The sequence below is a fragment of the Uliginosibacterium paludis genome, assembly GCF_039631355.1.
GTDB lineage: Bacteria > Pseudomonadota > Gammaproteobacteria > Burkholderiales > Rhodocyclaceae > Uliginosibacterium > Uliginosibacterium paludis.
The window spans coordinates 59,013-79,997 of sequence record NZ_JBDIVF010000010.1; the positions used below are offsets into that span (position 1 = coordinate 59,013).

At 60.4% G+C, this 20,985-nt stretch carries 22 protein-coding genes; 14 read left to right on the forward strand and 8 right to left on the reverse strand.

The annotated features are described in order from the left end of the window. The first annotated feature begins 4 nt into the window (after positions 1-4). Both ABDB87_RS17690 and ABDB87_RS17695 read left to right on the forward strand, forming a co-directional pair. Entirely contained in the window at positions 5-928 is a 924-nt protein-coding gene (locus tag ABDB87_RS17690; protein WP_345929522.1) for a DUF2971 domain-containing protein, read from the forward strand. A gap of 299 nt (positions 929-1,227) precedes the next feature. Continuing rightward, positions 1,228-1,641 carry a hypothetical protein gene (locus tag ABDB87_RS17695; RefSeq protein ID WP_345929524.1) on the forward strand — a complete coding sequence of 138 codons (414 nt, stop codon included), beginning with the start codon at positions 1,228-1,230 and terminating at the stop codon, positions 1,639-1,641. Positions 1,642-1,848: 207 nt separating this feature from the next. On the opposite strand, the gene ABDB87_RS17700 is transcribed toward ABDB87_RS17695, so the two are convergent. Next, positions 1,849-2,373 carry a hypothetical protein gene (locus tag ABDB87_RS17700; RefSeq protein ID WP_345929526.1) on the reverse strand — a complete coding sequence of 175 codons (525 nt, stop codon included), beginning with the start codon at positions 2,371-2,373 and terminating at the stop codon, positions 1,849-1,851. 141 nt (positions 2,374-2,514) lie between these two features. Then, complete coding sequence (locus ABDB87_RS17705) at positions 2,515-2,916, reverse strand: helix-turn-helix domain-containing protein (RefSeq protein ID WP_345929528.1); 402 nt, start codon at positions 2,914-2,916, stop codon at positions 2,515-2,517. 283 nt (positions 2,917-3,199) lie between these two features. On the opposite strand from ABDB87_RS17705, the gene ABDB87_RS17710 reads away from it, so the two are divergent. From ABDB87_RS17710 to ABDB87_RS17755, 11 genes are all read left to right on the forward strand, one after another. Then, positions 3,200-3,760 carry a phage antirepressor N-terminal domain-containing protein gene (locus tag ABDB87_RS17710; protein ID WP_345929530.1) on the forward strand — a complete coding sequence of 187 codons (561 nt, stop codon included), beginning with the start codon at positions 3,200-3,202 and terminating at the stop codon, positions 3,758-3,760. Between the two features lie 20 nt (positions 3,761-3,780). After that, on the forward strand, positions 3,781-4,371 hold the full coding sequence (locus tag ABDB87_RS17715) for a hypothetical protein (RefSeq protein WP_345929533.1): 591 nt from the start codon (positions 3,781-3,783) through the stop codon (positions 4,369-4,371). Between the two features lie 8 nt (positions 4,372-4,379). Beyond that, the gene (locus ABDB87_RS17720) at positions 4,380-4,736 is read left to right on the forward strand and encodes an ogr/Delta-like zinc finger family protein (RefSeq protein WP_345929535.1); all 357 of its coding nucleotides are present in this window, start codon (positions 4,380-4,382) and stop codon (positions 4,734-4,736) included. A 116-nt stretch (positions 4,737-4,852) separates the two neighbouring features. Further along, positions 4,853-5,380, forward strand: coding sequence for a hypothetical protein (locus ABDB87_RS17725; protein WP_345929537.1), 528 nt, complete (start codon positions 4,853-4,855; stop codon positions 5,378-5,380). 2 nt (positions 5,381-5,382) lie between these two features. Continuing rightward, positions 5,383-5,610: a hypothetical protein gene (locus ABDB87_RS17730; RefSeq protein WP_345929539.1), complete on the forward strand. Its 228-nt coding sequence runs from the start codon at positions 5,383-5,385 to the stop codon at positions 5,608-5,610. Positions 5,611-5,677: 67 nt separating this feature from the next. Continuing rightward, a complete protein-coding gene (locus tag ABDB87_RS17735; RefSeq protein ID WP_345929541.1) occupies positions 5,678-5,875 on the forward strand; it encodes a hypothetical protein in 198 nt (65 codons plus the stop codon). Positions 5,876-5,886: 11 nt separating this feature from the next. Continuing rightward, positions 5,887-6,147 (forward strand): hypothetical protein, encoded by a 261-nt coding sequence (locus ABDB87_RS17740; protein WP_345929543.1) that lies wholly within the window; start codon positions 5,887-5,889, stop codon positions 6,145-6,147. A gap of 102 nt (positions 6,148-6,249) precedes the next feature. Continuing rightward, positions 6,250-9,072 carry a toprim domain-containing protein gene (locus tag ABDB87_RS17745; protein ID WP_345929544.1) on the forward strand — a complete coding sequence of 941 codons (2,823 nt, stop codon included), beginning with the start codon at positions 6,250-6,252 and terminating at the stop codon, positions 9,070-9,072. Between the two features lie 601 nt (positions 9,073-9,673). After that, a complete protein-coding gene (locus ABDB87_RS20585) occupies positions 9,674-9,877 on the forward strand; it encodes a DUF4224 domain-containing protein (protein WP_353978516.1) in 204 nt (67 codons plus the stop codon). Beyond that, complete coding sequence (locus ABDB87_RS17750; RefSeq protein ID WP_345929546.1) at positions 9,870-10,829, forward strand: tyrosine-type recombinase/integrase; 960 nt, start codon at positions 9,870-9,872, stop codon at positions 10,827-10,829. The genes ABDB87_RS20585 and ABDB87_RS17750 overlap by 8 nt, the downstream gene beginning before the upstream one ends. Before the next feature lie 507 nt (positions 10,830-11,336). Then, positions 11,337-11,990 carry an N-acyl amino acid synthase FeeM domain-containing protein gene (locus ABDB87_RS17755; RefSeq protein ID WP_345929548.1) on the forward strand — a complete coding sequence of 218 codons (654 nt, stop codon included), beginning with the start codon at positions 11,337-11,339 and terminating at the stop codon, positions 11,988-11,990. Between the two features lie 35 nt (positions 11,991-12,025). Here the strand turns inward: ABDB87_RS17755 and ABDB87_RS17760 are convergent, their stop codons facing one another. Further along, positions 12,026-13,102, reverse strand: coding sequence for a LacI family DNA-binding transcriptional regulator (locus tag ABDB87_RS17760; protein ID WP_345929550.1), 1,077 nt, complete (start codon positions 13,100-13,102; stop codon positions 12,026-12,028). Positions 13,103-13,386: 284 nt separating this feature from the next. On the opposite strand from ABDB87_RS17760, the gene ABDB87_RS17765 reads away from it, so the two are divergent. Next, on the forward strand, positions 13,387-15,489 hold the full coding sequence (locus tag ABDB87_RS17765; protein WP_345929552.1) for a glycosyl hydrolase family 28 protein: 2,103 nt from the start codon (positions 13,387-13,389) through the stop codon (positions 15,487-15,489). A 124-nt stretch (positions 15,490-15,613) separates the two neighbouring features. On the opposite strand, the gene ABDB87_RS17770 is transcribed toward ABDB87_RS17765, so the two are convergent. From ABDB87_RS17770 to ABDB87_RS17790, 5 genes are all read right to left on the reverse strand, one after another. After that, entirely contained in the window at positions 15,614-17,536 is a 1,923-nt protein-coding gene (locus tag ABDB87_RS17770; protein ID WP_345929554.1) for a chemotaxis protein CheA, read from the reverse strand. A 59-nt stretch (positions 17,537-17,595) separates the two neighbouring features. Further along, the gene (gene cheZ, locus ABDB87_RS17775; protein WP_345929556.1) at positions 17,596-18,489 is read right to left on the reverse strand and encodes a protein phosphatase CheZ; all 894 of its coding nucleotides are present in this window, start codon (positions 18,487-18,489) and stop codon (positions 17,596-17,598) included. Between the two features lie 72 nt (positions 18,490-18,561). After that, positions 18,562-18,951, reverse strand: a complete 390-nt coding sequence (cheY, locus tag ABDB87_RS17780; RefSeq protein WP_345929558.1) for a chemotaxis response regulator CheY — start codon at positions 18,949-18,951, stop codon at positions 18,562-18,564. 17 nt (positions 18,952-18,968) lie between these two features. After that, on the reverse strand, positions 18,969-19,916 hold the full coding sequence (locus tag ABDB87_RS17785; protein WP_345929560.1) for a chemotaxis protein: 948 nt from the start codon (positions 19,914-19,916) through the stop codon (positions 18,969-18,971). A gap of 17 nt (positions 19,917-19,933) precedes the next feature. Next, complete coding sequence (locus ABDB87_RS17790; protein WP_345929562.1) at positions 19,934-20,899, reverse strand: chemotaxis protein; 966 nt, start codon at positions 20,897-20,899, stop codon at positions 19,934-19,936. Positions 20,900-20,985 lie beyond the last annotated feature (86 nt).

Below are 20,985 nucleotides of genomic sequence, written 5' to 3' on the forward strand. Positions count from 1 at the left end.
GGCTTTGCGTGAATTTATTTCCGGGATCTTATCCAGCAGTGGCCGGAGTTATAAAGCAAAATTGCTGTCAAAATTTAAGGGCTTCACTATGCACAGCATCCCGAAACAGCTCTATCGATATCGCAGCATTGAAGGCGAAGCACAAGCAAGAACCCAACGCTTGATCGAGACGGGAATTCAATACTTCGCCGCTCCCACTTCTTTCAACGATCCGTTCGACAGCCGCCCAGATTTCACTCTGTCGGGCACAGAGGACGAAGTTCGTGCCTATCTGAACGAAATGTGGTCGCGACAAGCGCCGCATATCTCCAGCGAAGACAGAAAGCGAGAGATCGAGGCGATCCTTCGAGACCCGAATCGCGATCCGCGCTTGCCAGAAAACAGTATGCAAACCGCCGCTGTCTACGAAGCCATGGTCACCGCCAAGATAGGCGTGATGTGCCTTTCTGCGGTAAGAGATAGCGTCCTCATGTGGTCTCACTATGCCGATTGCCATCGAGGTATCTGTCTCGTATATGACACGTCAGATGAATTCTTTGCCACGGCGCAACCGGTTCACTATCAACACGCGAGGCCGCAAGCAAACCCAATAGCTCATACACCTGAGGAGATGCTGGACAACGCCATCTTTACGAAGTCAGACGCATGGTCGTATGAGCAGGAGTGGCGCATCCTGCACTATCAGCGAGGCCCCGGTGAGCGCCAAATGCCACCAAACTGTCTGCGCGCTGTCTTGCTGGGTGTTGCTGCATCCGACTCCACGAGAAGACTAGTTGAGTCTTGGGCAAAATCATCCGAGGCAAAGCCACAAGTCATCCGAGCTCGTCTTTCCCCATCGGCTTTTGAGATTCAGTTCCCAGGAGACAGTGGTGAAACCTCTCAGGTCAATCCTCACAACCCTTTAATTCTTAAAGGCGGTCAAGATTGACTTCCGGCCGATTACTTCGCTAACCCTTCCGTCGAGAGGACGCTCGCCCGGCATGCCGTTCAAGGCCGTAACCCGGAATCCGGGCCCGAGTAGTAGGTCGGAAAAGCGAAGCGCCTTCCGACTTCCGGAGTGTTCCGCCTCGGTAGTTTTTGTACCGCCAAGCGTCGGAAAGCGCCCGCGGCTTTTCCGACCTCTGCCCTGAGAAGCATACCGCAGGCTAACTCATCATCCCACCGGACCCGCGTGAAAATCAGCGTAGGTCGCTGCATTCAAACGTTGGTCAACTCAAAGGAAGAATCATGAAACTTGGTACTTGCGTTGATATCGTCACCGCTCTTGTCGCGGCCGCTTTGCTGGTTGGCTGCGCTTCGGCACCAACGCAGGAGGAAATATCGCGTGCCGACTACGGGCAGCCAATGTCGCAACAGGAATGCCTGTCGATCTCGGAGGCTGCAATAGCCAATCAACTCAAAGATCCGAGCTCTGCGCAGTTTCGTAACGAGCCCCCTTGCTACACCGGTTGGGTGAGTTCAGTTCCGCTCATGGGACTGAGGGCTGCGTTCGGCTATGTGCAAAGGGGCGAGGTAAACGGCAAGAACTCATTTGGCGGGTATGTAGGGTTCCGTCCGTACCTGGTTCTTATTAAAAATGGTGTCGTCGTACGTAGTTGCATCACTGACCCTAATGGCGTTTGCATTCCAAGCGGGCAGTAGGCTTACGTGTTCGCGCGGAGTGGCCCAACATGACGCTCAACCTCACTCCCTTCGATCGCTGGCCCTAGGACGCTGCGTGATAAGTCCGCGCAGCGCTGGTTAGCACTGCGTTGAATATCGGCCTTCCAAAAGTCTGACTTTCTGCAACGGGTCGTTACGAGCCAGCGAACTGTCATCAAAAGTTGGCGATGCTTGCAGCCTGAAGGTTCAAGACCCCCTTTTCCACCGCCTCAGTATCTCCGGCAGCTCTGCATTGACCTTTTCCACCATAGGCTCAATGCGTGCGGCGATGGAATAAGGGATGAAGAATTGAGCGAGCAGGATGAAGAAGGCAACGGCGAGCAGCACTGAAACCAGTGTCAGCAAATACGCCGCGGGCAGAGACGTGTGCATCACGATGAAGATCGCAAGCAGGCAAACGCCCAGGCTCATCAGGATCAAGCCGGTGACTTTCGGCACCCAGTGATCCAGTCGGAGGGTGAAGTGGTCCTCGACGAACTCCATCTCGTCTTTCCAGATCTTGGAGAGTGATCTGGCGGTAACGTCTTCCTTCATCAAGCGGATCAGCGCAACACGCGCCGGGGCGGAAGCCCACATGCCGGTTGCCTTGTAGAACTCCGCCTCGTCGATATACACCGGCGGCGCGGGCAGCTCGCTCGCAACACAATGAAGCGTGGCTTTGCCTTTGACCACCACGCCGATATTTCGCCTGAACTCGAACCTGTCTCCCATGCTCATTCCTACACGCGCTGATTGAAAAAAACAGAGCCGCGCAGCAAACACTGCGCGGCTCTTTCAGACGTCATTGTATGGCTTTGGCATAAGGCGGGCACCCCGCCCCACGATCCTCGATCTCTGCGAAACGACGCGGACTCAGCGTTTGCGCTTCCCGCCCACGTTGAGCTCACCGATGGTGACAGGTCCGTCGATACGGGCACCCACGTTGCCGTGCACGATAAAAGAATCCCCGGAGGTTTGCCCGGTCAGTAAGGCGGCAAGCGCTGCTTTGCGGACGGCCTCCGGCGCTGCGCGATAGGCCGCCAGCATCTCAGCCTCATTGGCTTCAACGATACCGACCGCGTGCTTGCCTGTTAGGACGTACAACACGTCGCCTCCAGCATCGGCCAGCTTAGCCAGGAACTCAGACTTGGGTTGCGTCTCCCCCGACTCGTAAGCGCAATAGGAGCGCTTTGAGGTTCCACAACGCATGGCCATCTCATCTTGCGTGAGCCCCATTTGCTCGCGCTCGGATTTTAGGCGGTCCCAGAGATGCATTTTTCTGCAATTCCTTGTTGACTTGTTGCAGCTTTCTGCAACAATTCGGTTGTGTCTTTTACTGCATCTCATCGTACCCCATGAAAAACACCGCCGTACAAGCGCCGCGCAGCCGCACGCCAAGAGGAACTGGCGAAGCGGGGCGAATCAATCTCTCTCTGCTACCGAATGAGCGGGCAGAACTTCAAAAACGAGCAGATGCAGACGGGCGCACCCTCAGTGCCATGGCACGCGTCCTGGTGCTCCGCGCATTCTCGGATTCCACCACTCAAGGAGAGCAATCTTGAAACACCTTACGATTTCCATTGAATACGCTGGACTGTCCCTACCTGTAATCAAGAACGAGCGTGGAACCGAGCTGGTACCGCTCAAACCCGTTTCTGACTCATTCGGACTTCATTGGCCGAGCCAGTTTTCTCGAATGAAGGAAGACTGGACTGCGCGCTTTCTTGGTGTCTGCATTCAGGATATCCAGAACGCAGGTGACCAGAAGCGCGAGATGGTGTGCATCCGCCTGGACCGTGTTGCGGCCTATCTGATGAGCCTCAATCCGATCAAGATCCGAGCGGCAGGCAACACCACCGGCGCCGACTTCCTAGAAGCGCGCCTCAATGAGTGGGCCGACGCACTGCACGACTACGAAACCCTCGGGGCCGCGGTGAATGAGCGCCACATCGCCGGCCAGGCCACGCTCCGCGCGGCGAACGCCGCCCTCAAGCTGATCCGCGCCAAGGCGGCAACGGTGTCGAAGGCCGATCGCGGTTTGATCGACGGGCTGCTGCAGAACCTGTCCCGCGAGAACGGCATTCCCTACCAGCCCGATCTGGTGCCCAGCGCTGAGTGATGATCTGAAAGGTACGCGCAATGAAATCGAGCGTCATGTGTCCCGGCTCACAAAGCCTGATCGCCAGCCTACGCGCCGCCGTCACCACCTGGCGCCAGCGCAACAACTGGAGCCGTGAAACGGTGATCGCCGAGATCGTCGGCGTGCACAAGCGCATCGGCGCCGAGGCGGCCAGCGGCATTCAGTTCGAGGAAGGGGGCGACGCCTTCAACCGCATGCGCGCCAATGCCGAGCGCGTCTGGCGCTGGCTGGATGATGAGACGAAAGACACGAACCTGCTGCCGGCGAACTTCATCCGCAGCCTCATCGTGGCGCTGCCGCTCGATCTGCGTCTGCAGGTGATGGATGCGCTGCTGATGGGCACGGGCCTGCATGCCGATGTGCTGAGCGACGCGCAGAGTGATGCGAGCCTGCCCCAGCACCTGCGGCGCATCAGCAAGGAGTGCGGTGAGGCTGCGGCGAGCATTGCCCAGGTGCTGGACAAGGGCGACGCCACCGATCTGGCCAATGCCGACCGCGAGCTCGCCGAAGCGGCCGAGGCGATCGAATCTGCCCGCAATGAGATTGGCCGCCGGCGCACGGTTGCGGCTGCTTCCGCTTCTGCCGCGTAGGAGGCGACATGGCTATCCAGACCAGCGTGCTTCGCCACACCTCGATCCCCTGCCCGCTCTGCGGCTCGATCCTCACCGTGCGCACCTCGCGCCAGCTCACCGAGGTGCTGCGCGAGGAGTATGTGGATTGCAGCAACCACTTGTGCCCGGGCCGATTCAAGGTGAGCCGCGAGATCGTGGCGAGCCTCTTCGAAGGCAGTTATGACCACGGCCTGAAGCTGCCGCAGAGCCTGCGCAAGCAGGCCCTCGCCCCGACGCCGGCGCCGGACCCGAACCAGCTCCAGCTGCCGGGGCTGGACCCGGAGCCGCCGCCCGATCTGAGCTGCTACGGCAGCCCGCCCGGCCGCCAGGCCCGCGCGACCTGATCCCCCGCTAACCCTTCGCTCGACCCACCCGACATGCCTGTTTCAGCAGGCGTGCGGGACCTTTTACGCCCGAATTCCCGACCACCACCACCCACCACGCAACCTGGAGCACCACCATGAACCGTGAAATCACCCAGATCATCGAGGCGGCGGATGCCGTGAAGGCCACCGTCGAGGGCGTCGCCAATGTGGGCGACAGCGCCGCCTCCAGCGCGCTGATCGGCGCACTCGACACGCTCGATGCCGCCACCGAGGCGCTGCGCCGGGCGCCCCGCATGCCGGCCGTCAATGGCCTGTGGGAGCGGCGGATCACTGTCGAGGCCATGTACTGGCCTGCCGTCTATTTCGACGCGCAGTTCAATGGCGAGGCGCTCGCCGAGCTGGTCGAAACGCTGGACGATCACGGCACCACCGGCGTGCCGCGCGCCGTGACTGCCGCCACCGCCGAGAAGATCCGCCGCAATGAGTACGAGGGCCTGATCGCGGTCGTGACCATGTACCGCAATGAATCGAGCCGCTGGTCTGGCGTGATCACCGCGGAAGACTTCGAAACGCTGGCCCTGCGGGCCATCGAGTGGGGCGACGCGGTGCTCCACCGCCATCAGGCCAGGAAGGCTCCGCTCAGCCTGGTGAAGGCAGCCTGAGCATGGCCACCCGCGAACCTACCGACGCGATGCGCGCCCAGCTGCGAATCCACCTCGCCTACCTCGCGGATGTGCAGGGCTGGACGAAGGCCCAGCGCATCGAGCTCGTCGCCGACTACCAGCAGGCGATGCAGACGGAGGAAGGCTTCGCGGTCATCGAGGCCCACCTCGCCAGCGTCACCCCGCATCAATCCGCTTTCCTCGCCAAGATCGGAAGGACAACAGCATGAACACCCGGAACACCTCGCACGTCGTCACAGACCTCAGCGGCCGCGCGCTCAAGCTGGTGGGGGTGCTGTGATGGCCCGCCCCGCCACCGGCCCCTATCGCGCCGGGATATTCCACCAGTCCGACTACCGCCGCTGCGACAAATGCAAGGTACCCACCCTGCGTATCCAGGGCGACTACGTCGAAACCTCCCGCACAACCATGATTTGGTGCTGCCCCAAGTGCGTGCAGCGCCTCACCGCCTCCGGCCTGCGCCTGGCGGTTTGAAGGAGACTGTTATGGCCCCCCGCATCACCCCCGGCCCCTGGAAGGCCGTCGCCTACATCGACCCGGCGGAGCTCATCAAAGGCCCGGACGGTCAGGTGCTCGCCATGCGGCAAGACGACGCCACCACGGCAGACATGACTCTGATGGCTGCCGCGCCGGAGCTGCTCGCAGCCCTCACCGCCCTGGTCGAAGAGGCCCAGCCGCTGGGCCTCCAACGCCGCCCCTACAAGACCGCCCTCTCTCTGGTCCTGAAACTGGAGAACGCGGCATGACTTCCGCCCACCCCGGCCCAGCTGCGCCCGAGAGAGGCCTGGCAGGCGGACGTCGGCAAACAGCATGCCCGCAACGAAGACCAGAACTGAGTGACAACAAAGATGGCAAGCATTGAAGAAATCAAAGACCGAGTAGATCTTCCAGACCTCGCCGCCAGCCTCGGCATGAAGCAGGGCGCTGGCCAGAAGGCCAACTGGTTCAGCCCCGCCCGCGAGGAGAAGAATCCGTCGCTCTCCATCACGCAAAAGGGCGGCCGCTGGAGCTGGAAGGATTGGGCGGGCGATGACAGCGCGGCCGGCAGCTGCATCGATCTGGTCATTTACTGTGGCCGTGCGAATGACGTGAGCGAGGCGCTCAAGTTTCTGCATGAATACTTGGGCATCCCGACCGAGTCGCCGCTGCGCGATGAGCCGCGCCGTGAGCGCACGCTGGCCGAGAGCATCGGTGAGGATTGTCTGCGTCAGGCCGAGCAGGCGAAGGACTACCTGATGAGCCGTCGCATCAGCGTCGAGCTCATCAATGAAGCCATCGCCCGCAAAAGCATCGGTTTCAACACCTACACCAGCAAGAAGGTCGAGGCTGGCCAAGCGGGTCACGGTGGCCCGGCCGTGGCGTTCATCGTGCGAGAGCTCACAACACCGCGCATCGTGGCGGTGGATCTGCGCTACCTCGATCCTGCGCTCAATGGCGGCGTCAAGACTCAATGCCAGGGCGACAAGCAACTGCACGGCTGGACCTTGTGCCCGCGGAAGCTGGCGGAAGCGCGTACGGTAATCCTCACCGAGTCCAGCATCAATGCCCTGTCTGTGGAATGTGCTCGGCTCCCGAAGACGGCGGCCTATGCGGTGCTCGGCACGAAGAACATCAAGCATAAGGACTGGCGCTGGTTGCGCGGCCGGCAGGTGCTCATCGCATTCGATCACACGGATGCGGTAGACGAGAAATCTGGCAACCGACCCGGGCTCTCCGCAGCCTGGGAAATGCACGAGATTCTGACCCGTCTCGATATCTCCGCGATGCTCATCGACATGTCCGGCTGGGGTGAAGGGTGTGATCTCAACGACTACCTGAAGGAGCATGGCCCGGAAAAGCTCGCAGGCGCCTTAAGACGTATTGAACCCTGGCTCTTTCAGGGCATGGCCGGCTTTGACAAGAAGGATGACCGGCCGGAAGGACGGCAGCGCGTCTATCTGCCCTGGCATGACGCCTCGGTGTATTGGCGCTACCGCGTGCAGAAGGATTTCACCACCTACATCACCGAGCTCAAGACGGACGACCAGGGCGCGGTCAGCATGGATTCGAAAGAGGTCTGCAGCTTCCGCGTGGCGGGCCTCTCACGCGTCACGATCCAGGGCACAGTGGCCACCACCACTGGTGAAGAAGATAGCCAGCCCTCGGTGGCCTTTGCCGCGGTGGTTCAGGCGGCTCGACATGGCGACAAGCTCATGCGTCAGGTGGTGGAGGACGAGAAGCTCTTCAACATCGACACCTGGAAGAAGTTCGGCGCGGTGTGGGATCAGAGCCGCTTCATGCGCATGCTCAACATTCTCGAGCGGGGCGCAGGCATCGGCGAGCGCAAGGCCGCGAACTTCGTGGGCCTGTGCTTCATGGACGGCCGGCTGACCGTGAGCGAAGGCAGCGACACCTATTTCACCAACCCGAAACAGCAGTGCCCTTACAGCAACCTGAGCTTTCCGACCGGCCGGGCCAGTGACGCCCGCAAGGTAATCGAAGCGTATCAAGCGACCTTCCGCGATAACGCAGCCAGCATTCTGCTGGCCTGGACGATGGGCGCGCACATGAAGGTGTTGCTGGGCTTCTGGCCGCACATGCAACTCCAGGCGAGCAAGGGCAGCGGCAAGAGCGTGCTCACCGGCCGCCTCGAGCAGACCACCGCCATCAAGGTGTTCTCGAAGGAGGCAATCAAAACGGCGTTTCGCCTGGTGATCACCACCAGCGCGACGAGCCACCCGGTGGGCTGGGAGGAAATCTCGGCCAACCAGCAGGTCGTGATTGATGCTGCGGTCAGCCTGCTGCAGGAGGCCTACAACTTCAAGAGCTCGCCACGCGGTACGGACGCCCTGGAATATCTGACGTGTGCGCCGGTGCTCCTCATCGGGGAAGACGTGCCGGTTCGCTCGCTGACGGGCAAGCTGGTGCGCGCTGACCTCACCGGCAAGAAGGGGCCGATGATGCCCATGGACCTGCCGCGCTTCCCGGTTCGCCAGTGGCTGGAATTCCTGGCCAGCCAGGACCGCCACGCGGTGCACCGGAAGTACGAGGAGCTCCGCAAGCATTGCCTGGCCAAGAGCCGGGCGAGCGGCACCGATGATGGCGCGCAGCGGATGGCGGCGAACTATGCCTGCATCCTGCTGGCCTGGCGTTACCTATGCGAGTTCGCCGGCATCGAGGCCTACGACCAGGGCGGCTTCCCGCAAGACGTGCTCGCCGAAATGAACCGGCACATCGGCGAGACCAGCGCGGACCGCGAGCCTTGGGTCTGGATCATGGAGACGCTCCTATCTGAAATCTCCTCCCATTCTTTCGAGCATCCGTACGTTTGGGATGTTGTGAAGGACGCGGCCGGCGAGGAGGCGCTCTGCCTGCTGCTGCGCCCCTCACATGTCATGGACCATATCAAGACCACCACGCGCCTGCGAGACATCTGGAATGGCCTGCCGGTGAAGAGCGATCGGGTGTTCAAGCAGCAGCTGCGCCACAGCGGCGTGATCGTGGCGGACGACATCGAGCGGATGATCGGCCCGGATGGCAACCGGCAGCGCATGGGCCACCTCACCGCCATCAGCCTGGAGCGCCTGAAGGCCTTCGGCCTGCACGCCGTACAGCGTGGGGGCGAGCGCGGCGATGCCCTGCTCTATGACGGTGTCGCACCCGCGGCGAGAGGTATGGCGGCCGCTGCATGAAGCCTGCAGCGCCCATTTCAAGGCTCATCACCCCTTCCGGGCGAAAGCCCGGCTGATCAGGAAAGTGGGCCGGCCGAGGCTAATCGCTTGGCCGCCGCCCCCCTTACCCCCCGCACAAGAAACCCGGCCCAACGGCAGGCTTTGAAGGCAAAGGGGGCAAAAACTGCGCCAGTCGGTGGAATTGCAGGAGCGGGCAGAGTTCAAGAACCCGTGGATTTCGGTGGATAAGTCGCTAAGTCATTGATCGGCGCGGGGTATTTATGCCGAGAGGGTGCGAAATATCCACGAAACAGCGTGATTTCTCCACGGGTTGCATTTGTCATTATTTGTGAGAGTTTCCCTATATGTATTTCTATCTATTTGTTTTTAAAGAGAGAGAAGAGAAAGAGGAAAGAATGAAGAGCATCCACGGGAACAGGCAAAAAATCCACGGGTCGCGAAGCTGCTCAAAAATGATTCCACGGGTTGGCTCCCCGCAAAACACCCCAACCCGTGGAATCCGTGGATACATTTGTCTTTTATATTCAATCGTTTGCAGCAACAACAGACCACATCCACGCATCCACGGATTTTTTTCCCCCTACCCCCTCCGGAGGCCGGCATGATCTTCCTCACGCGTACCAATCTCACTGAACTCAGTGGCCGGAAGCGCCCGAACGCTGTTCGGGCTTGGCTCGATTGCCAGGGCATCCCATACGTGGTTGGGGCGGACAAATGGCCACGTGTGCTGGAGGCCGCTATCCTTTCCAAAATGGGAATGGCAGACAGCTCTGCCGGCGAAGAACCGAGGCTGATCCTTGACTAAGAGCAGAACGCTACCGCGCTGGATGCACCTAAAGCACGGCCGCTACTACATCGTCCGAGAGAACAAATGGACACCACTGGCGCGAGATCTGCACGACGCGCTGGTGGAGTACGCTCAACTCACGGCCACGACCAACCGCGGGGAAATGGCAGAACTGGTAAACCGGGCGTTGGAAGATATGCGGCTCACGGTCGCCGACAGCACGTATAAGAACTACAGCGTCTGTGCCAAGCGGGTGAAGAGATCTTTTGCCAAGTTCACGCCACGCCAGGTCAGGCCGGTGCACGTCGCTGAGTTCCTTGATCACCACAAGAAGAAACCGAGCATGGCGAACCTGCTGCACTCGTTCCTGAAAGGGATGTTCCAACGTGCGGTGCGCTGGGGCATCGTCGAAGCCAACCCGGTGCGCGATATCCAACAGTTCGCCACCAAGCGCCGCGACCGCTACATCACAGCCGACGAATACCAAAAGATCCTGGCCAAGGCTCCAGAGACGCTGCAGTGCCTCATGGAAATCGCTTACATCACCGGTCAGCGCATCGGTGACGTAATGAATATCCGGTATTCGGACATTACCGAGGCGGGCCTCTTCGTCAGACAGCAGAAAACCAAGGCCCGGGTAATGATCACCATGACGCCAGACCTCACCGCAGCCATCAACAAGGCGCGCTCGATCCACCAGTCAGTGAAAGGCCTGACGCTCTTTCACAAGCGTAACGGCGAGTTGCTGGCCTACTCGACGATCTACGGCCACTGGCAGAAGGCTTGTAAAGCGGCAGGCGTGGAAGACGCCCACTTCCACGATATCCGCGCTGCCTCCGCGACGGATGCGAAAAAACAGGGTCTCGACAGCAGAAAACTCCTTGGCCACACCACCGAAAGCAGCCACAACCGCTACCTTCGCGACAAGGAAACTCCTGTTGCGACACCTGTCCCTGCAAGAAAATCTTAGACGCGTCTAAGAAAAAACCGCCAAAACCCTGCTGTAGAGGGAAGAAAAATTAACGCTACATGAACTTCGACAAGATCGAGGAATACGTTGAAGTAGCGAAAGAAGTCAGCATCTGAGCGCTGCCGGCACGAGCCTCAACCAAGCCCGGAAACCCGCCGCAAGGCGGGGCCGGGCTTTTTAACTTTCCGGGCGCTTGCCGCGCGGACCGTCCCCGGTGTGCCCAACAGTCGTCCGCCTCGCGCCCGCAAGGGCCTGACCTGTCAGGCGCTCCTCTTGCCCTCTGATCGATGCAGGGGCAAGTTGCGGATGCTTTTGCGCCCATGCCACCATCTGTCCGTTAGTCGGCTTGAAATTGCGGCAAATAGCAATCGCGAAATACAAAGAGGGTAAGCTAGCCCCCATACTTTAGTTATACGCATTCAGCATCAGAGCGATTACTCAGCCCAAACTCCCCACTGCCGCACTCATTCGAACGTCATGATGCCCGCCTTTCCCGGATCCGGCCCGATGAAACCTCAGCGCTCAAGGTTCTGTGGTTCCTCGTCCGGTCATCAATCGGGAGGACATCTTTTCGATGCGCTGCGCGAACTCGAGTTCGAGCAAAGTCTGGAAATCGACGGCCAGCGCCTCCGGGTCGGCCTTGCCAACAATGCCTGGCAGATGTACCAGGCGCACCTGCTGCTGGAAAAACTGCATGCGCGAAACGGGCAGCGCAGCCATGTGCGCCCGCTGTGTCCCGGCCTGAATCACGCCGTGGCCGTTGCGCTCAAAGTCCAGCCCGCTTCCCGCAGCCTGCGCGCACAGGGAATCCTGGTCCTGCGACGCGACAGCCATGAAGGGCTGGCACTTGAGCAACGTCATCTGGCGCAACTCGAGTCGCTGCGCCAGCAGGGCGCCCGTCTCATCGAGATCGAGCTGGTTGCCTTCGAGGAAGTGACCCAGCTTGAAAACCTGCTCCACGCGATGATCAGGAGCCTGCTGCAGTCGGTCAATGACTGGCAGGCAACGGACATCCTGGTGGAATGTCCGCGCGAACACGCAAAAATCTATTGTCGCCGGCTCGGCTTCAAACGCTGCGGCGAGCGCGGGCATGGCAACTCGCGCCTATTGCTGAGACTCTCAGCCGCGCGCCTGCTGGACCGCATGCCCCGCATTTCCTGAAACACGGGGTCATGCATCGAGCGGCACTGCCCCGATCAACGCGTCGGGCTCTTGCTGCAGAGCGTGCTGGCCCGCACGACCAGGTCGTGATAGAGCACCGGGCTTTCCGGAATGGCGCAGGCTTCCGGATAAGGCTCGCCACGGCGCTCGCAGATCCGGCGTACCAGCAGGCGCAAAGCGACCTCTGCCATGCGCGGCGTGTCCTGGGTCATGGAGGTCAGCGGCGGAATCAGGAAGGCACTTTCCGGCTGGTTATCAACGCCCATGACCGCAATGTCTTCCGGCACGCGCAGACCCAGTCTGTGGGCTTCAGCCAGAACACCGATTGCCATCCGGTCACTGCCCACGAACACGGCGTCCAGCTGCGGGCAGATTTCCCGCAGACGGCGCAGCCCGGGCCCGCCACTGGTGACATCCCAGTCGCCTTCAACGAGATTGCGCCCGGCTTCGGGCAGCCCCGCTTCGGCAAGCGCTGCTCGCCAGCCTTCCACGCGCTGCTGAGTCACCCAACGGTTGGCCGGCCCGGAAATGTGTCCGATATTGCGCCGCCCAAGGCTCAGCAGGTGCCGCGTAGCGAGCCGGCCCGCTTCGAAGTTGTCGAAACTGACGGTATCCACACCCGGGCGCGCCTTGGCATTGATGGCCACAAGCGGCATGGGCAGGGACGCGAGATCGAAGTCATCCAGCCAGGCGTGACTGTCTCCGATTTCAGGTCCGGCCCAGATGACGCCGTCGACCTGTCGCTCGATCAGGAAATCGAGCATGGCCCGTACGCTGCCTGCGCTGAAATCAACCATTTCCTTGATGAGCAGCGCATAACCCATGCGATCTGCCTGCCGAACCATGCCGAGGTAGGCGACGCCGGTCACCAGATACCCCTGACCGCCGTTACTCACCACACCGATGGTCTGACTTCTGCCCGTACTGAGCTGTCGCGCGAGAGCACTCGGCCTGAAGCCGAGCGTTTCGATACAGTGAAGCACACGCTCCCGGGTGTCTTCGGTCACATGCGCGCTGCCGTTTACCACCCTTGAAACGGTCTGCTTTGAAACACCTGCCAGCTTGGCTACGTCTGCCAGGGTGACGCGTTTGTCCCCGCCCGGAATCGTCACGATTGACCTGCCCTTTCCTGTTCTCTGAATGCGCTTGCCTCGGCCACGGCGCCTCTTGCCAGCATGAAACACATCCAGGCGAGGCGCCCAAGTTCCGGCACTGCCCGGGATTATCACCTGAAAGGCCGCCGCCAAGCCTGCAGTGGTCGTCCCTGAGTGTTGCGCCGACGCCGCAGAATGAACCGTGCTTCAGGTGAGACCGGTAGCATCGTGAGCCGAAAGCACAACAAGGCCGCAACGCCGGTCAGTAAAGGGAGGAGACCATGCCGCAGCACAGAACATTGATGCCACTCGAAAAGGCGACCACATATTTGACGGCAGTGGCACTTTCGGCCGCAGCCCTGACAGCATGCGGCGGCGGTGGAGGCGGCGTACAGGTCGGATCCGGAGGCACTTCAGCCGCCTCGTCCGCAGCGGCATCATCGGCGTCCTCAACTGCCAGCAGTTCGGTAGCATCCAGCGCCACAGGGGGCAATGCGTCATCCGCCTCCTCGTCGTCGCTCGCGTCCTCATCGCTCTCGTCAACCGCCAGCGCACTCCCGGCGCCGGTCGATCTGCAGGTACCGACGCTGGCCTATGACGACACATCGATCACGCTGGTCTGGAAGAAGCCGGATGACTACAGCAAGATTGTCGATTACCGCGTCTACATGAACGGGAAACCGCTTGGACTGGCCTCTGCCAACAACAGCACGCACTCGCCGGCCAAACCCTACATCGACGCCTTCTACGCGGCCGATGCGGCGGGCTTCCACCGCAAGATCACCTTCCAGAACTTTCTCGCGACCGGACTTGCAGCAAGCACGAGCTACAGCTTCACGGTTCGCTCCATCGACGCCGCAGGAAACGAATCCGCCGACAGCACCGCGCTGGTGTGGAAAACCGCAGCAGGCTACGCAAAGGTGGTGAACCTTGCCAGCGCCGGCGCTGTCGGTGACGGCGCAACCGTCAATACCACCGTCATCCAGAATGCGATCGACACCTGTGCGAGCGGTTCAACGTCGGCTTACGGATGCAAGGTCATCGTTCCAGCTACGGCTGCGAGCGGCAAGGTGTTCGTCAGCGGAGCCCTGTTTCTCCGCAGCAACATGACGCTGGAAATCGAAGAAGGCGCAACATTGAAAGGCGCCACGCTTGCAAGCGAGTATCCGCTCAATCGCGGCTACCAGCTCTACAGCTACTTCACGAACTCGACCGATGACCGTCGCCCCCCGTCACTGCTGAATCTGCTGAGCACCTCGCACATGAACGGCAGCAGCGCCCTGACAGACCATCAAGGTTACGACGACTCGCGAGGCAGCTTCACCAACATCCGGATCGTGGGCAAGGGAACGCTTGACGGCAGCGGATGGGTCCGAAGCAGCACTGACACCGTCGACGAGATCGGCAACAAGCTCGCCTACTACGAAGCAGGCAGCGCCAGCAAATGGAGCACGCTGGGGCTCCTCGCGAAGAATCAGATGCTTGCCGCGCAAACAGAGGTCGGCACCACACTCAACAGCACGCAGAACGCCAACTACTACAGCAACCGGAGGTCCAGCCTTGCCACCTTCCGCGGCGCGCGGAACATCTACGTCGGCGGGCTCATGCTGCTGAATCCCGCCTATCACGGCGTCATGTTCCTGGAGAGCGAGAACATCGTTTTCGCCGGAACGCGCTCGCAGACCTATGACATCAACAATGCCGACGGCGTGGAGTTCGGCAACAGCGACAACGCCATGATCTTCAACAACTTCTTCGACACGGGGGACGATGACGTGAACTTCGCAGCGGGCCAGGGTGCGGATTACGAGAACGCCCTTGCGCAGCAGAATGCCTGGATTTTCAACAATTACATGCGTGAGGGACATGGAGCGGTTGTGGCAGGCAGCCACACCGGTGGCTGGATCCAGGACATCCTTGCCGAAGACAATGTCATGTATCACACCGACAACGGCCTGCGTTTGAAGAGTACACCTGCAACAGGTGGCGGCGCGCGGCGCATCACCTTCCGTGACAACGCGATGAAGGACATGAGCACCAACGCATTTATCTTCACCCTGGCCTACAGCGCGGGAAGCAATGTGTTCAGCAGCGCCGGTCAGTGTGCACGCTTCCACGACATCAGCATCCGAAACGTAAGCGTGGACAACATCGGCGCGGGCGGCGCTCCCATCGCAGTGGACGGCTATGCCGGCACGGACGCTACCCTGCCCTACCCAGAAACCTTCCAGGAGGCGATCAGTTTCGATACGCTGAAGATCACCAATGCGAAATCGGCCACGAGCATCAGCCGACTGAAAAACAGCAGCTTCAAGGATGTGACGATCACCAACAGTCCGAGCACTTTCTGGGTATTCAGCAACTCCAGTGGCAACAGCTTCACCAACGTAAGTCCGGCGCCCTGATCGCCTGGAGACAGCGGCGCTTCGAGCCCCCATTCCACGGAAGGCGGGGCCGAAGAAACAGGCAAGCAAAAACAACACGGGGAGCCGAAGCTCCCCGTGTTGTTCATCGGGCCTGTTTGAACAATCAGGCTGCAGCGGCCAGATTCGACTCCAGCAGCAACTGAGCGCGGGTGGCAACTTTCTGCTCCCCCATGCCGCCCAGCAATTCCTTCATGTCGAGGATCAGCACGATCTGTCCGTTGGACAGGGTGGTGACTCCCGCGACGCCCTTCGGTCGGAAATCGTCGAGCGACTTGATCACTGCATCTTCCCGGCCTGCAAACGAATCGATTGCCAGAATGAAGCTCTGCTCGGCCGACTGCATCAGCACGCCATACTCGGGTACCCGCTGTTGCGGCCAGCCCAGCAACGCAGCGAGCGTGACGATCGGCAGCACCTCGCCGCGAACCACCATCGTCGCACGGCCACCCAGCTCCTGAACCTCCTTGGCCTCGATCGGCAGGATTTCGCGAACCATCGAAAGCGGCACCGCAAAAGGCTGATCCTCAAGGCACACCAGCAGCACAGGCAGAATGGCCAGCGTCAGCGGCAGGGAAATGATGAACTCGGTTCCCTTGCCCTGCACCGAGCGGATGTCGATCGAGCCGTTAAGTTTCTGGATATTGGTTCGCACCACGTCCATGCCGACGCCGCGGCCGGAAACGTCCGACACGGTGGAAGCCGTCGAGAAGCCCGGCAGGAACACCAGGTTGTAGCTCTGGCGCTCATCCATCGTGTTGGCTTCCTCATCGGTGATGAGTCCCTTCTCCAGAGCCTTGGCACGGAGCTTCTCCGGATTCATGCCGCGTCCGTCATCGGCGACCAGGATCACGATGTGATCCCCTTCCTGGCGCGCTTCTAGGCGGACGTTGGATTTTTCCGGCTTGCCCATTGCCATGCGTTCGGCAGGCAACTCGATGCCGTGGTCCACTGCATTCCGGATCAGGTGAATGATCGGATCGGAGAGGTCCTCGATCATCGTCTTGTCGATCTCGGTCTCCTCGCCCAGCAGCAGGAGTTCAACATCCTTGCCCAGCGAACGTGCGAGGTCTCGTGCAATCCGAGGATATTTCTGGAACAGGCGGCCGATCGGCTGCATCCGCGTCTTCATGACAGCGTTCTGAAGATCAGACACCAGCAGATCGAGCTGGCTCACCGCCAGATCCAGCGCATGCAGGGTATCCGTATCGTTCTTGCCGTTCAGGATGTCGGAGCGCAAAGCCGTCAGGCGGTTCTTCGTCAGGCCGATTTCACCGGAGAGGTTGAGCACCTGATCCAGCCGCGAGGTATCGACGCGAATCGAGTTGTCCCGCTGGCGTTCGCCTTCGCGGCGACCTCCCGGGGGCCCCTGATATCCGGGCTTGTCCGTTGTACGGCGTCCGACGGCAGCCTGGATGATTTCGGCAGCCACCGTTTCAGTCAGGTGCGGCGCGTCATCCGCCTCGGGCGAAATGGCAGCCACCACGGGCACGCCACCGGCAGGAACGATCCCCGTCACGGCATGATAGTAGGCGTTCCAGTCCGGGTCATTCGGCGAACCAGCCACCGGTGCAGCGGCCGCCACTACCGGAACGGCGGGCTCGGCGGCCGGACGGGAGCGGGCCACATCGGCGAGGGTGCCCGCCAGCGCATGCTTGAGTTGGTCCATCAGCTGAGGGTCCGCAGAAGCCGGCAACATGCCGCGCTCGAGTTCGTTGAACATGGTCCGTACTGCAGCCGTGGCCGCAAGGATCACGTCAAGCATCTCGGGGCCGACCTTGAGCTCTCCGGTCCGCAATTTGTCGAACAGGTTTTCCGTCAGGTGGCACAAGGCCACCAGTTCGGTCGCGTTCAGAAAGCCCGCGCCGCCCTTGATGGTGTGAAAACCCCGGAAGATCTCGTTGAGCAATCCCAGATCGTTGGGGGTGCGCTCCAGATCTACGAGTTTGTTGTCGACGCCAGAGAGCAAGTCTCCGGCTTCAACGAGGAAGTCCTGCAGCAGATCTTCCATTCCCGCGAAATCGCTCATGGCTGACTCCGGTTATACGCTGACAAATTCGAACGCATGTCGCCGCTTCGCGCCGACACTCAGAAACCCAGACTGTCGAGCAGATCGTCGACCTGCTCCTGACTGGTCACGACATCCTCCCGCCCTTCCGCACTCACGACCGGGCCGTTGAGGAGACCATCTTCTGCAACCACACGCTTGCTCTCGGGCATGATGTCGATCAGGACCTTGAGCAAACCGTTTTCAAGCTTGGACGCCATCTCGACGATTTTCTTGATCACCTGGCCGGTCAAGTCCTGGAAGTCCTGCGCCATCATGATCTCGAGAAGCTGCTCGTTGACCACCTTGCTGTCTCTCGCCGACTGGTCAAGAAACTTGCGGGTACTCGCAGCCAGCGCCTTGAACTCTTCAACCGACAACTCCTTGTTGTAGAGCTGTGACCAGCGCTTGCCGAGCTCGGCAGATTCGCTCTCGATCCGGTCCTGAATCGGCTTTGCAATATCGGTAGCGTTGAGCACGCGGCTCGCCGCCTGCTCGGTCATCTGCGAAATGTACGAGAGGCGCTGACGCGCGTCAGGCAACTTCTCCGCGGTTTCTTCCAGCATGCGGTCATAGCCGAGCTGGTGAATGGTGTCGTGCAGCAGACGGGTCAGCTGACCGATCTGCACGAATGCCTGCTGCTGACGCTCTTCTGCGGACATGGCAGATGCGGCAGCCACCGCTTCCTTGATATTCACGGAGTCATCTGCAGGAACAACCGGTGCGCTCTGCGCGGGCTTCGTTGCCACGCTGTCAAACAGGGCCTGCAACTCTTCAGAGTCGCCACCACCGTCCGATGCAGGTGCTGCAACCGGAACACTCGTCCGTGCTACCGGAGCAGCCGGAGCCGGCTCCGAAGTGTTCGTGATGGAATCGAACAGTGCCTGCAATTCGTCGTTATCGCCTGATTCGTCCGCTTTCAGCCGTTTGGCCATGGTATCGGCTCCTAATCCTGTATCTCAGCGGCCTTGCCGCTCACATGCTTGAAGTACTGCCGGACGGCGGCATTACTTGCCCAGTTTTTCGAAGATCTTGCCAAGCTTCTCGGACAAGGTCGCCGCAGTGAAAGGCTTGACGATGTATCCGCTGGCCCCGGCCTGGGCGGCTTCAATGATGTTTTCCTTCTTCGCCTCGGCCGTGATCATCAGCACCGGCAGGTGAGCCATGCCTGCATTGGCCCGGATGGCACGAAGCAACTCGATGCCTGTCATGTTCGGCATGTTCCAGTCGGTCACGACGAAGTCGATCCCCCCGGCTGACAGCTTCTGCATGGCCACGACACCGTCTTCCGCCTCATCGACGTTGGTGTAGCCCAACTCCTTGAGGAGGTTCCGGACGATGCGCCGCATCGTCGAGAAGTCATCCACCACCAGGAATTTCATTTTTGGATCCGACATGATTGGTTTTCTCCGGATTAGTCCTTGTAGGCCTTCAACAGATACGGACGCAAGGTTTCCGCCAGTATTTCCGCATCGAACTTCGCAACGTACGCATCAACGCCGACCGCCTTGCCCATCGAGCGGTTAGCTTCCGAGGACAATGACGAATGCATGACGACGGGAATGCCGTCGAAGCGCTGATCGTTCTTGATGTTTCGGGTCAGGACATATCCATCCATCTCCGGCATTTCTGCATCGACGAGAATCATGTTGATTTCGTCGCTCAGTTTTCTCTTCTGCTGCTGGGCATGGGCGGCCATGCCGTCGAGCCGGGTCCAGGCCTCCAACCCGTTCAGTGCGTGCTTGTGACGTACGCCCAGCTTGTCGAGTACTTCGGCAATCTTCTTGCGCGCGATCGCCGAGTCGTCGACAAAGAAGATGTTCGTTTCGCTGTTCCGGTCGAGCGAGGCGATCTGGCCCACCGGAGCCTCCCCGAAGGTCTGGGAGAGGATGGTTTCGACGTCCAGGATGGAAACCAGCTTGCCGTCAGCGAGTTCGGTCAGCGCCGTAATGTAGTTCTGGGAAGTGCCCGACATGTTCTCCGGCTGCCGGACCTTGCTCCATTCGACGCGAATGATCCTGTCCACGTCGTGAACCAGGAAGCCCAGCGTGCGCTTGCTGTATTCCGTCACCATCATCGAGCCGCCGAGACCGTGCTCGGGTTTGTTGATTCCAATGATCCGCGCCAGCGAGAGGACCGGAATCACGTTGCCGCGCAGCGAGATCAGTCCTTCAACTCCCGTCGGCATGTTCGGGGCCTTGGTGATGAAGGGTGTCTTGGAAACTTCTCTCACCTTGAACACGTTGATGCCGAAGATCTCGCTCGTGCCGAGCGAAAACAGCAGGATTTCCATCCGGTTGGAACCGGCAAGCTTGGTACGGCCATCGACCGTTTCGAGCAGATTGGTGTTTGCGTTTTCCATATTGACCTCCAATTCGCTCAAGCCAGCATTTCGGGGGTGTCTTCCGGCGACAGCATTGCCCGGATGGCACCCGCCAGACGATGAGGTTCAAATTTGGGCACATAGCCATCCACGCCGACCGATTTCCCCAAAGTCTGGTTCGAAATGCTCGACAGGGAAGAATGCATCAGGACCGGCACGCCGTCGAAGCGGGGATCGGTCTTGATTTTCTTGGTCAGAATGTAGCCATCCATTTCCGGCATTTCGACGTCCGTCAAGATGAGGTGAAGCACTTCCCACACCTTGCGGCCGGTTACCTCTGCATGCTTGGCGATGCGCTCCAGCTCATCCCACGCAGCCCGACCATTCACGGCAGACACGTGGCGGACGCCCAGCACATCCAGTGTTTTCGCGATCTGCCGGCGTGCCACGGAGGAGTCGTCGGCGAAGAGCACGGTGAAGTCACGGCCGATCGGGGGAATGTCCTTGAACATGTAGTCGTCGTCATACTTTGTCGTTTCGGCCAAGACCTTTTCGACGTCGAGCATCATGATCAGGCGGTTGTCTTCAAGCTCGGTGACGGCCGTGACCAGTCCGCCGAGGCGGGTCGTCATCATGTCAGGCGGAATCCGCATCTGGGCCCAGTCCAGGCGAAGAATGGTGTCAACGCCCTCGACCAGGAAACCCTGGGTATGACCGTTGTACTCGGTCACGATCATGATCTCGCGCTTGCCCTCAGGATCGATCCCGCAGTACTTCGCCAGATCGACGATGGGCACAAGCTGGCCGCGCAGCGACACCATGCCTTCGACACCCGGCTGCATGTCGGGGGCAGCGGTAATCGGCGGCGTGCGCATTACTTCACGCACCTTGAACACATTGATGCCGAAACTTTCCTTGCGCCCGCTCCGGGCGTCGGTTCCCAGCGAGAAAAGCAGGATCTCGAGCTTGTTCGTTCCTGCCAGCCTCGTCCTCGCATCAATATTCTTCAGCAATTCCGACATGGTGTTCTCCGCTTGACTGTCTGCAGCGCATCCCGGCAAAAAACCGTGAAGCGTTGTTCCTGAGAGCTTTACGACACCCGATGCGC

What these genes read in the sequence shown, in the direction of transcription:
- ABDB87_RS17695 (WP_345929524.1), top strand. Translation starts at nt 1,228, where the DNA reads ATGAAACTTGGTACTTGCGTTGATATCGTCACCGCTCTTGTCGCGGCC.
- ABDB87_RS17700 (WP_345929526.1), bottom strand. Translation starts at nt 2,373, where the DNA reads ATGGGAGACAGGTTCGAGTTCAGGCGAAATATCGGCGTGGTGGTCAAA.
- ABDB87_RS17705 (WP_345929528.1), bottom strand. Translation starts at nt 2,916, where the DNA reads ATGCATCTCTGGGACCGCCTAAAATCCGAGCGCGAGCAAATGGGGCTC.
- ABDB87_RS17715 (WP_345929533.1), top strand. Translation starts at nt 3,781, where the DNA reads ATGAAATCGAGCGTCATGTGTCCCGGCTCACAAAGCCTGATCGCCAGC.
- ABDB87_RS17720 (WP_345929535.1), top strand. Translation starts at nt 4,380, where the DNA reads ATGGCTATCCAGACCAGCGTGCTTCGCCACACCTCGATCCCCTGCCCG.
- ABDB87_RS17725 (WP_345929537.1), top strand. Translation starts at nt 4,853, where the DNA reads ATGAACCGTGAAATCACCCAGATCATCGAGGCGGCGGATGCCGTGAAG.
- ABDB87_RS17730 (WP_345929539.1), top strand. Translation starts at nt 5,383, where the DNA reads ATGGCCACCCGCGAACCTACCGACGCGATGCGCGCCCAGCTGCGAATC.
- ABDB87_RS17740 (WP_345929543.1), top strand. Translation starts at nt 5,887, where the DNA reads ATGGCCCCCCGCATCACCCCCGGCCCCTGGAAGGCCGTCGCCTACATC.
- ABDB87_RS17745 (WP_345929544.1), top strand. Translation starts at nt 6,250, where the DNA reads ATGGCAAGCATTGAAGAAATCAAAGACCGAGTAGATCTTCCAGACCTC.
- ABDB87_RS20585 (WP_353978516.1), top strand. Translation starts at nt 9,674, where the DNA reads ATGATCTTCCTCACGCGTACCAATCTCACTGAACTCAGTGGCCGGAAG.
- ABDB87_RS17755 (WP_345929548.1), top strand. Translation starts at nt 11,337, where the DNA reads ATGAAACCTCAGCGCTCAAGGTTCTGTGGTTCCTCGTCCGGTCATCAA.
- ABDB87_RS17765 (WP_345929552.1), top strand. Translation starts at nt 13,387, where the DNA reads ATGCCACTCGAAAAGGCGACCACATATTTGACGGCAGTGGCACTTTCG.
- ABDB87_RS17770 (WP_345929554.1), bottom strand. Translation starts at nt 17,536, where the DNA reads ATGAGCGATTTCGCGGGAATGGAAGATCTGCTGCAGGACTTCCTCGTT.
- cheZ (WP_345929556.1), bottom strand. Translation starts at nt 18,489, where the DNA reads ATGGCCAAACGGCTGAAAGCGGACGAATCAGGCGATAACGACGAATTG.
- cheY (WP_345929558.1), bottom strand. Translation starts at nt 18,951, where the DNA reads ATGTCGGATCCAAAAATGAAATTCCTGGTGGTGGATGACTTCTCGACG.
- ABDB87_RS17785 (WP_345929560.1), bottom strand. Translation starts at nt 19,916, where the DNA reads ATGGAAAACGCAAACACCAATCTGCTCGAAACGGTCGATGGCCGTACC.
- ABDB87_RS17790 (WP_345929562.1), bottom strand. Translation starts at nt 20,899, where the DNA reads ATGTCGGAATTGCTGAAGAATATTGATGCGAGGACGAGGCTGGCAGGA.